Source organism: Porphyromonas sp. oral taxon 278 str. W7784, assembly GCF_000467855.2.
Classification (GTDB): domain Bacteria; phylum Bacteroidota; class Bacteroidia; order Bacteroidales; family Porphyromonadaceae; genus Porphyromonas.
On sequence record NZ_KI259238.1, the window covers coordinates 1 to 6,835 of the forward strand.

At 55.1% G+C, this 6,835-nt stretch carries 5 protein-coding genes and 1 pseudogene; 3 read left to right on the forward strand and 3 right to left on the reverse strand.

Annotation, left to right across the window (positions count from 1 at the left end):
* The 3 genes and pseudogenes from HMPREF1556_RS05055 to HMPREF1556_RS05065 all read right to left on the reverse strand — a co-directional run.
* Nucleotides 1-895 (reverse strand): annotated as a pseudogene (locus tag HMPREF1556_RS05055) (hypothetical protein); the annotation flags it as partial.
* Nucleotides 896-927: 32 nt separating this feature from the next.
* Nucleotides 928-1,179, reverse strand: a complete 252-nt coding sequence (locus HMPREF1556_RS05060; protein ID WP_021667250.1) for a hypothetical protein — start codon at nucleotides 1,177-1,179, stop codon at nucleotides 928-930.
* 266 nt (nucleotides 1,180-1,445) lie between these two features.
* Nucleotides 1,446-2,255 carry a Cof-type HAD-IIB family hydrolase gene (locus HMPREF1556_RS05065; RefSeq protein WP_021667251.1) on the reverse strand — a complete coding sequence of 270 codons (810 nt, stop codon included), beginning with the start codon at nucleotides 2,253-2,255 and terminating at the stop codon, nucleotides 1,446-1,448.
* A 469-nt stretch (nucleotides 2,256-2,724) separates the two neighbouring features.
* Between HMPREF1556_RS05065 and hemL the strand changes: the two genes are divergently transcribed.
* Genes hemL through pafA form a run of 3 tightly spaced genes read left to right on the forward strand, consistent with a single transcriptional unit; the run spans nucleotide 2,725 to nucleotide 6,649 of the window.
* Nucleotides 2,725-4,020 (forward strand): glutamate-1-semialdehyde 2,1-aminomutase, encoded by a 1,296-nt coding sequence (gene hemL, locus HMPREF1556_RS05070; RefSeq protein ID WP_021667253.1) that lies wholly within the window; start codon nucleotides 2,725-2,727, stop codon nucleotides 4,018-4,020.
* A 22-nt stretch (nucleotides 4,021-4,042) separates the two neighbouring features.
* On the forward strand, nucleotides 4,043-4,915 hold the full coding sequence (gene prmA, locus HMPREF1556_RS05075) for a 50S ribosomal protein L11 methyltransferase (RefSeq protein WP_021667254.1): 873 nt from the start codon (nucleotides 4,043-4,045) through the stop codon (nucleotides 4,913-4,915).
* Nucleotides 4,916-4,951: 36 nt separating this feature from the next.
* Complete coding sequence (gene pafA, locus HMPREF1556_RS05080) at nucleotides 4,952-6,649, forward strand: alkaline phosphatase PafA (RefSeq protein WP_021667255.1); 1,698 nt, start codon at nucleotides 4,952-4,954, stop codon at nucleotides 6,647-6,649.
* Nucleotides 6,650-6,835: the final 186 nt, after the last annotated feature.

Here is a 6,835-nt window from a genome sequence, read left to right on the forward strand (position 1 = left end):
GTGTGCCATTTAATTGCAACTCATGGACTTCTAGTACCTCGTATCCAGAGATAACCTCTTCTCCTTTATCGTTTATTTTACGCTTTTCTTGTAATAAGCATCGGATTGCGCTGCCATTAGAGAATGACACTTTCCTAGTATACACACCATCTAAGAAATCTGCATCGTGGATACTAAATGAGATAGATTCTTGATTATAAATGCCTTTCCACTTTGTCTTTCCCTTCTTTAGCACAGGAGACACAATCTCTATATAGGCATCGTCCACCTCAGTCGGATCTAGATCTGTTGAATTGAGCAGGTAAGAATGGAATTGAGCACGAGGCACTTCTCCTTTCCTCACATACTCAGATGACGTAGGCTCTTCTTTCTGTATGAACTCTACTGCTTTAAGATTGTCTATGGCCTCCGTGTGCTGATAATAATTGGAACGTTTACGCCTAACAGCAGTGTCAATATCCTGCCTGTCAAACTTCCTAGGGCTAGCCTTAATAGAATCAATTTCTGATTGTAGAATGAGACTTTCTCTCTCATTACGCCGGTGCTCTAGTTCCTTTATTTCTGGGGATTTAATCCATTCCTCAATCTCATGTCGTACTAAAGTTGAAATTGCCTCTGTTGGTACTGAACTTAGTATATTGGCTACTATTGTCACGATTACAGGTATTAGGATTTCTTTCTTCCCTTCAGCCTTCAGCCAAGCTTTAATTCCACCTTCATTTAGCGCAATCGTTTTAACCGAGACCTCTACATTGAGTTGCTTAGCCACATAATCAATCAAGCCTACCAGCTCTTGCTGACAAGCATAAAAGGCTTCGGCATCTATCGCATGACTACCTTTATCTAGATAGTAATGAATTTCTAAGGTTTTAGCCTCAAGTAGTTTTGCTCCCATACTCCTTCCTTGATTTGGGTGAGTAATAATTTCTACATCCGCTCTAGACACGAGAGCTGACGTTCGAGATTATCTTGAAAATTATATAGTTTCCGCACTTGCTCCTCGTACCTCTTGCAGAGGAAATAGGGGGGGGCGTAGTTCATCAAAGAGGGATCGGCTTTGCTTGGCTCCACGCGCTTATACTCCGAGGATTCTATAGCGCCACAGAGCCTGTTTGCACTCTTCCACAGCGTCTCTTCTATGGGCTTCGTTATCTTACTCTCTGCGTTTGTCTTTGCCATATAATCGATGTCCTGTAGAGGGAGTACTCGGCACGTCTCCTCTTTGCTCTACAAAGATACGAAGTAAAGAAGATTAGGCACTATACAATGCTCTGTGCTCTACTGAAAAAGAGCCTCTGGAGAGAAAACCCTGTAAGGGATGATCGAGGGGGGATATCTTTGAGGTATTAGCAGGAGAGACTATTTGGCTCTCATAGATACCGCCCGGGCTCAGCGTCTCGATAGAGAGGCTGGGCCCGGGCGGTGTATTGGGGGAGAGGAGGCGGTTACTTGCCGAAGAAGAGGCGGTCGAGGGCGTAGGCGACGCCGTCTTCGTTGTTGGTCTTGGTGACGAAGTTCGCTTGCTGACGGATGTCTTCGGGGGCATTGCCCATGGCGACACCCATACCAGCGAGCTGGATCATCTCTAGGTCATTGTAGTTGTCACCGATGGCGGTGAGGTCGGCAGGAGTCCTACCGAGGACTTCGAGGAGGCGGGCAAGCGAACTGCCCTTATTCACCCCGAGGGGGACGATCTCAAGGAAGTAGTCGCTGGAGCGGAAAGCCCCTACACGATCGCCGAGACGCTCCTTGATCGCTGCTTCCAGGGGAATAAGCTTCTCCAGCGGGCCTACGGCAAGGCACTTGGGAAGACGCTCATCGACAGCACCTACGAAGCTACTTACCTTGCGAAGGGGCATGCCCGTGAGGACGACCTCCTTCTCTGCGTAGGGGTCATTCTCCTGCTCGCTGAGGATACACTCTTCGGTGTAGGTGAGGATGTTCACACCGAATTCTTGAGTCAGCGCATAGACCTTGGGGATGAGATCGTCATCGAGGAGCTGTGAGCTGAGCACGTGGCCCGTCGCAGCGTCGATGATCTTCCCGCCATTGAAGGGCATGAGGTAGCCCTTATTATCGGCTAGCTGGAGAGCCTCGGCGAACTGTCGGAGGGCTGGGGTAGGGCGACCCGAAGCGAGGATCAGGCGGGTGTCATAGTCGTGCTGGACTCGGAGCAAGGCCTCACGTACGGTGTCGGTCAGTACATGCTCCTTGGTGATCAGCGTCCCATCAATGTCTAGTGCAAGTAGTCTCATCTATTCTATATGTCTGTGTCTTAGTGTAAAGAGAACCGCCCGAAGGGTGGATATGTTGCGCTCGCCTTGGCTCAGGTCGGGGAGGCGGGGCTATGCCTCGGGAGGACAAAGATACGCACCCTTTGGGAGGGGGTGATCATGGGGTGGAGAAGGGACCCATTCATGGGGTCCTCGACCGACCCATTCATGGGTCACCCGGGCGACCCATGAATGGGTGACTTTTGCGACCTATGGTAGGTCGCTGAAAAAACCTACTGTGGGTCGGTCGACCGACCTACAGTAGGTCGTCGAGGCGACCCACAGTAGGTTTTATTTGGGGGCTCTCTTGGGGTGGCTTCCTTCCCCCTTGCTCCGTGGAGGGAGAAGGGAAGGGCGAGGGTGCTTCGGCTTTTTGGTATAACTTTGTAAAAGAGAAACTAATAGAACGGGCGAAGCTCCCTCACGAGTGCCTTCGCCCAATAGCTACCACATGAGAAGAACCGATACCTCTGAGGCTCTCTTCGAGCGAGCCTCCCACTATATCCCTGGTGGTGTCAATAGCCCCGTGCGTGCCTTCCGTGCCGTCGGGCTCACCCCGCTGTATATAGACCATGGACGTGGTGCCCACGTCTTCGATGCCGACGGCAATGAGTACATCGACTACATTAGTTCGTGGGGGCCGCTCCTCTTAGGTCACGCCTTCCCTCCCATCCAGGAAGCCATACGGCAGGAGCTGGAGAAGGGGACGAGCTACGGGGCCTGTAATGCCCGTGAGGTCGAGATGGCCGAACTGATCTGCACGAAGTTCTTCCCCTCGGTCGAGCGGGTGCGTATGGTCAATTCGGGCACGGAGGCGACGATGAGCGCCGTGCGACTAGCCCGAGGCTATACGGGGCGAGATAAGATCATCAAGTTCGAAGGCTGTTACCACGGCCATGCCGATACCTTCCTCATCTCCGCAGGCTCAGGGCTGGCTACCTTCGGCCAGAGCTCCAGTGCCGGAGTCACCGAGCATATCATCGAGGATACGCTCGTGGCTACCTACAACGATATCGAGAGTGTCCGCCGACTCCTCGAGGAATATCGGGGGCAGGTGGCTGCCGTCATCCTCGAGCCGATCATGGGCAATATGGGGCTGATCCCTCCCGCCCCTAGCTTCCTCGAGGAGCTAAGACGACTGACCGAGCTGGAGGATGTCCTGCTGATCTTCGACGAGGTGATCAGTGGCTTCCGTGCTGCACGTGGGGGCGCTCAGGAGCTCTATGGTGTGCGCCCCGACCTCACCTGCCTCGGGAAGATCATCGGGGGTGGTCTCCCCGTGGGAGCCTTTGGTGGTCGAGCTGATATCATGGAGCGCTTAGCACCGCTGGGCGATGTATATCAGGCAGGGACGCTCTCGGGCAATCCCCTAGCGCTGGCAGCAGGGATTACGATGCTCCAGACCCTAGCCGAGCCCGACTTCTACACCCGACTGGAGGAGAAGGGACAAGCCTTCGAAGCGACCATCCGCCCCATACTCGACCGCTACGGCGATCGCCTAAGCTACAATCGGGTCGGTTCGCTCTCTACGATCTTCTTCCGTCCTGGGGGAGTGCGCTCCAACGCTGAGGCTAAGGAGGCCGACACAGCTACCTATGCCCGTTACTTCCGTGGAATGATCGAGCGGGGGATCTACCTACCGCCCTCCCAGTTCGAATGTATCTTCCTCTCCATGGCACATACTCAGGAGGACTTTGACCGCACGGCTTCGGCCATGGACGAAGTGCTCCGTGAAGTCCTTGGTTAATTCCCCTATAGCATTAGATCCTATGCACTACCTACAGCTGACCATCAGCTACCGATATGATAGCACGGGCTCGGGTCTTAGCGAAGAAGACCTAGCCGACTGGCTCATCTCTGAGCTTGGTACGGTGGGCTTCGATAGCTTCGAGCAAGAGCCCAGCCTCATCCGTGCCTTTGTCCCCCGTGACGAGTACGATGCAGAGAGCACGAAGGAGGTGCTAGACACCTTCCCCGTGGCGGGCTTTGCTTACACCCTTGACCTCGAGGAACTCCCCGACATCAACTGGAATGAGGAGTGGGAGAAGAACTACTTCCAGCCCATCCTCCTCGGTGAAGGTGCGTGCCTCATCCGAGCACCCTTCCACGCCTCACAGCCCGAGGTGGGGATGGAGATCATCATCAATCCCAAGATGGCCTTCGGCACAGGCAACCATGAGACGACCTCACTCGTCGGCGAGTGGATCCTCTCGCATTCGGTCGAGGGACTGCGTGTGCTCGACATGGGCTGCGGTACAGGGATCCTCGGGCTCATTGCCCTCAAGCGTGAAGCTCGACATCTCACGGCGATCGACATCGACCCTTGGGCCTATGCCAACGTCCAAGAGAATGCTACCCTCTCCTCCCTCTCCATCGATGAGATCATCTGTGGCGATGCCTCGGCCCTCGAGGGGAAGGCTGGCTATGATCTGATCCTAGCGAATATCACCCGCAACATCCTGCTGGAGGATATGCCCCGCTACCGTGCCGTCATGCTCCCTGGTGCTAGCCTCGTACTGAGTGGCTTCTATGAGGAAGATATCCCTCTGCTACGTGCCCGAGGTGAAGAGCTTGGCCTCACCTTCGTCATGAGCGAGGTGCGCCACCGCTGGAGCCTAGTGGAGCTTCGCCTTCAAGCCTAACGAAAGACAATAGACCCTCTATCAAACAATACACTTATGAAACCAAACAAGTATTTCCGTTCGCTCGCTCTGGCGATGCTCGCCCTAGTGACAGCAGGCAGTGCCGTAGCAGCCCCACGCCACGGACGACCACGCATCGTCGTGACGATGATGGTAGACCAGATGACTTGGGATTACCTCTACCGCTATCAGCATCGCTTCGTTGAGGGGGGCTTCAAGCGTCTGATGACGCAGGGCTTCAACTGCGAGAATACACGCATCAATTACCTCCCAGCCTACACCGCTATCGGTCACAGCTCGGTGCATACAGGGAGTGTACCCTCCATCCACGGCATCGCAGGTAATGACTTCTTCAAGGATGGTAAGCCCATCTACTGCACGCAGGATACGACTGTCTCTTCCGTCGGTGCGCCTAATGGCTTCAGCGGACAGATGTCCCCTCGCAACCTACTCACCACGACCATCGCCGATGAGCTACGTATCGCTACGAACTTCCGCTCCCGCACCATCGGGGTGGCTATCAAGGACCGTGCTTCGATCTTGCCCGCAGGCCATACGACCAACGGTGCCTATTGGCTCGACGACAAGACGGGGAACTTCATCACCAGCACCTACTACCGCTCGGAGCTCCCTGACTGGGTCAAGCGCTTCAATGCCCGTGGTCGTGTCGCTGAGCTCCTCAAGGACGGCTGGAGCACGCTCTATCCGATGAATACCTATCTGGAGAGTACGGCCGATGCTACGGAGTATGAGCAGCCTTGGGACAAGGAAGGGAAGTTCCCCGCTACGCTCCCCCTCAATACTGCTGAGCTCTCTAAGAAGAATGGCCCTGGGGTGATCCGTACCACCCCCTTCGGGAATACCCTCACCTTCGAGATGGCTAAGGCAGCGATCGAAGGCGAGAGCCTAGGTGCTCGCCTCGATGAGACGGACTTCCTAGCTATGAGCCACTCGGCTACGGACTATGTCGGTCACCGCTATGGTACCTTCGCTGTGGAGACCGAGGATACCTACCTGCGTCTGGACAAGGATCTGGCGGACTTCCTGAGCTACCTCGATGGGAAGTTCGGTCGTGATGGTTACCTCTTCGTCTTGACGGCAGACCACGCCGCTGCACACAACCTGACCTTCAACCGTGATCATAAGATCCCAGGGCAGGCCTATCGTAGTGACCAAGCTCGCCAGATCATTGATTCCGCTGCTCGTGCCTTCATCGGGAAGGATGTCAAGGTACTGCAGGCCTATCTGAACTATCAGGCTTTCTTCAACAACGACCGCATCGACTCGCTCGGCATCGACCGTATGGGCCTCCTTCGTGCCGTCAGCAAGGCCCTTCGTGATCGCCTACCAGGGACGGCTTACGCTGTGCCCGCTGAAGAGGTGGCTACAGCTACCATCCCCGAAGCGATCAAGACACGTATCATCAACGGCTACCGCAAGGGTCGTAGCGGGGATATCTTCCTCGTGCCCGATCCAGGATGGTACTCACGCTCCAACGGTGCTCTCCCTCAGGGTACGACCCACGGAGTATGGTCGCCCTACGACACGCACATCCCTCTGATCTTCATGGGGCATGGCATCCGTCCAGGGCATCTCTATCGTGAGACCTACATCACCGACATCGCAGCTACGCTGGCTGCCCTGCTGAAGACGCAGTATCCTTCGGGCTGTATTGGCTTCCCCATCACCGAGGCCTTCGCTCCTGAGAAGGCACCACAGCCTCGCCGTAAGTAGACCCTATCCCTAAAGCGGAAACGAAAAAGCCACCCCGAGAAGAGTTCGCTCTTCTCGGGGTGGCTTCTTTCTTGTGGGGTCATTCCCCTCGGGCTAGGTCATCTAGAGACCGCTCTAGGATAGCCCCAAATAAAACCTACCGTAGGTCGTATGAGCGACCCACGGTAGGTCGGTGAGACGACCCAC

Excerpts from the sequence above, each read along its gene's own strand:
- HMPREF1556_RS05060 (WP_021667250.1), bottom strand. The coding sequence starts at position 1,179 with ATGGCAAAGACAAACGCAGAGAGTAAGATAACGAAGCCCATAGAAGAG.
- prmA (WP_021667254.1), top strand. The coding sequence starts at position 4,043 with ATGCACTACCTACAGCTGACCATCAGCTACCGATATGATAGCACGGGC.
- pafA (WP_021667255.1), top strand. The coding sequence starts at position 4,952 with ATGAAACCAAACAAGTATTTCCGTTCGCTCGCTCTGGCGATGCTCGCC.
- hemL (WP_021667253.1), top strand. The coding sequence starts at position 2,725 with ATGAGAAGAACCGATACCTCTGAGGCTCTCTTCGAGCGAGCCTCCCAC.
- HMPREF1556_RS05065 (WP_021667251.1), bottom strand. The coding sequence starts at position 2,255 with ATGAGACTACTTGCACTAGACATTGATGGGACGCTGATCACCAAGGAG.